The organism is Nocardia sp. NPDC101769 (assembly GCF_044766925.1).
Lineage (GTDB): Bacteria > Actinomycetota > Actinomycetes > Mycobacteriales > Mycobacteriaceae > Nocardia.
On the sequence record NZ_JBIWMX010000114.1, the window covers coordinates 1 to 2,911 of the forward strand.

Consider the following 2,911-nt stretch of genomic DNA (forward strand, 5'->3'; position numbering starts at 1 on the left):
AATCCGCGACGACATCCACGAAGCATTCCTCAGCCTGGCCTGCGGCATCATCTGCTGGCGTCGACTGGTCAACCTCTCACTTTGTTAGGAGTTCTAAGTAAGAGCTCCTATCAGGTTCGGTTGCTGAGTCGTCGCCAGCAGATGAGTGCTGCGGCGAGGTCGAGGAATCCGTGGTGGATGTCGGTGCGTCGTTCCCAGCGGACGGCGAGGCGCCGGTATTGGTGGAGCAGGGCAAAGGATTGCTCGACGATCCAGCGGCCAGCGGTGACTTTGTCGCGGGTGCCGCGGCGGGGAATGTAGCCGGTGATCCGTCGTCGTCGGAGTTCGGCGTAGACGCTGGGATAGTCATAGCCCTTGTCCGCGATCAGGATTGGCGTTCCGTTGACAAACGTGTGTTACGTCAGATTACGGAAGCCAACGAGCACAGGCATGCCTTCTCCCGACCCAGTAGCTCGGCCTCGCTTCCGCTCGGTTCATTCTCGAACGTGTAGCGAATATTGAACGGCTTGTTCGTGATGAATAGCACGACACAGTCACTTTCCTCGGTCGCACCGTGGTACATCGTCATCCCCTCGGGGAACCAGACAAAACTCCCCGGGCCGAAGTCCCCCTTGTGGGTCCGCAAGGTGCCACTCAACACAAGCATGCCGTGCGCGCAGTTGTGGGTATGCCACGGGTTGATGAACCCGGCGTCGTAACGCAATAGCGCGCAGGACATCCCGGTGTCGGGGTCGACCGTGAATGGCTTGAGCGTCAGACTCCTGCCGAGCTGTTCGATCGGCAGCCCTAGCCAATCCATGGAATTGGAATCGAAGACCTCGAGGTTGTACTGGTCGGACTGGCTCGTCATGTTGACTCTCCTTCTCGTTGTGTAGCGAAAGCAGAAATTGGCTACGCCGACCTAGCCCCTACGGATGCGGTAGCTACCCGACCGCGCCGATGATCATGTCCTTGGCCCCGGTCCACGAGCACCAGATAGCCGTCCTCGTCGAAGCGGCCGATATCCCCGGTGTGCAGCCATCCGTCCACCAAGGTCTGGGCGGTCTCCTCCGGCCGATTCAGGTAGCCGCGCAAGACATTCGGCCCCCGCACGACCACTTCGCCGGCCTCGCCGTCCAGCGACGACGAGCACCTTCGCCGCGGAGCCTGTGACCTGGTAGGTGTTCGGCAGCAGCGCCGCCACCACATCACCGGGCCCGATCCCCTGCACCCCAACGCCGACGCGGCCCGGCGCACCGCGTCGAGGAACTGCGCGTTGTCGAGGGCGATGCGGTCGTCGGCCGGACAGAGCCGGTCGGGTCCTGGGCCGCGCGCCGGTCCGGGAGGGAGGAGAAATCCATGACGCAAGGGTAGGAAAAAGTGACTGCCACCACACCGTCCGCAGCCGATGAACTTTCGGGCGTCCTTTGTCCCCCGGCGACAAATCACTCGGACCGGGTGCGGGTGAAGCCGGTCCACCGCGTTCTATTGTTTGTCCATGGCCGACTGGAACCGAACTGACGACGAGGGCCTCACGGAAGCTGTGGCTGCGGTCATCGACCGGCTCACGGCCCGGCGCGTGGAGGTGATCGGCAAGATCCAGCGCACCCTGATGGCCGAGATCGCCGAACTGTGGGGTGACGCGGCATTGCTCGAACTCCAGGCGGCCAGCGTGGTCGCCAATGTCGACACCGTCTTCGATGTGCTGCACTACGAGATCCCCATCGACCGCGTCGAACCGCCCACCGCCGCACTGGAATACGCCCGGCGGGTGGCCCGGCGCGGGGTACCCGCCAACGCCGTCATCCGCGCGTACCGCCTCGGCCAGCAGGTGCTACTGGAGCTGGTGCTCGACGAAATCCGCGCCGCAGAGGTCGCTCCCACGCTCGCCCTCGATGTCTGCGAGCGGATCACGCAGGTCTCCTTCGGCTACATCGACTGGATATCGCAGCAGGTGCTCGCCACCTACGAGACCGAGCACGCGCTATGGCTCGAGAACCGGAACACCCTGCGCGCGGAGCGAGTCCGCGAACTCCTCGTCGGCGGGGACGTCGATATCGACGCTGTCGCCGACGCCATTCGCTATCCGCTGCGCGAGCAGCACCTTGCCCTGATCCTGTGGTACCCCGAAGACACGAGCACCGGCAGCGAACTCGTCCGACTGGAACGCTTTCTGCGGGAACTCTCCGAAACCCTCGGCGCGCAAGACAATCCGCTGTTCGTCGCCGCCGACCGACTCTCCGGGTGGGGCTGGATCCCCCTCGCCGCCGCAGCCGGGGCAGACGCCCGGATGCGCCGATTTCTCGCCGCTCACCCCGACACACCATTCGTCGCGGTCGGGACACCGCAGCGCGGCGCGGACGGTTTCCGGCACTCACATCAGCAGGCGCAGAGCGCTTTCCGGGTCGCCACCGCCGCATTGCCCACGCCGCGGCTCACCAGCGCGAGTGACCCCGGGACGATCACCGCTGCACTGCTCGGCGCCGACCTGCCCCAAACAAGGCTATGGGTCCTCGACACCCTCGGCGGACTGGCCGCCGACACCGGCAAAGACGCCCGGCTACGGGAAACATTGCGGGTCTATCTCCGCGAGAACGCCAGTTACAAGTCCGCCGCCGACCAACTCAACCTGCACTACAACTCGGTCAAATACCGCGTTCAGCGCGCGATCGACCGGCGCGGCCGCCCGATCACCGACGACGGCCTCGACGTCGAACTGGCGCTGCTGGCGTGTGAGCGCTTCGGCGCGGCCGTACTCGCCCCGGCCGACCAATCTCCCAACGTGCCACCATCGAGGGGCCAGCTCTGAAACGACGGCCGGTCGAAACGCACTATTCTGCCGCATACCGCGCTGACCGAACCGGCCAACGCGACCCCTCCGAATGCATGTGGGACTGTCGTTTTGGGGTACACCCCAGCACCACACTCCGAC

At 64.9% G+C, this 2,911-nt stretch carries 3 protein-coding genes and 1 pseudogene; 1 reads left to right on the forward strand and 3 read right to left on the reverse strand.

Annotated elements, in window-relative coordinates:
• Positions 1-110 precede the first annotated feature (110 nt).
• The 3 genes and pseudogenes from ACIRRA_RS45740 to ACIRRA_RS45750 form a co-directional block, all read right to left on the reverse strand.
• Positions 111-371: a transposase gene (locus ACIRRA_RS45740; protein WP_402782360.1), complete on the reverse strand. Its 261-nt coding sequence runs from the start codon at positions 369-371 to the stop codon at positions 111-113.
• Between the two features lie 29 nt (positions 372-400).
• Complete coding sequence (locus ACIRRA_RS45745; RefSeq protein ID WP_402782354.1) at positions 401-850, reverse strand: cupin domain-containing protein; 450 nt, start codon at positions 848-850, stop codon at positions 401-403.
• A gap of 88 nt (positions 851-938) precedes the next feature.
• Positions 939-1,113, reverse strand: a pseudogene (locus ACIRRA_RS45750) (AMP-dependent synthetase); the annotation flags it as partial.
• Positions 1,114-1,477: 364 nt separating this feature from the next.
• On the opposite strand from ACIRRA_RS45750, the gene ACIRRA_RS45755 reads away from it, so the two are divergent.
• Complete coding sequence (locus ACIRRA_RS45755; protein ID WP_402782357.1) at positions 1,478-2,788, forward strand: PucR family transcriptional regulator; 1,311 nt, start codon at positions 1,478-1,480, stop codon at positions 2,786-2,788.
• The last annotated feature ends 123 nt before the right edge of the window (positions 2,789-2,911 follow it).

Coding starts and splice junctions, on each gene's coding strand:
- ACIRRA_RS45745 (WP_402782354.1), bottom strand. CDS start 850: ATGACGAGCCAGTCCGACCAGTACAACCTCGAGGTCTTCGATTCCAAT.
- ACIRRA_RS45755 (WP_402782357.1), top strand. CDS start 1,478: ATGGCCGACTGGAACCGAACTGACGACGAGGGCCTCACGGAAGCTGTG.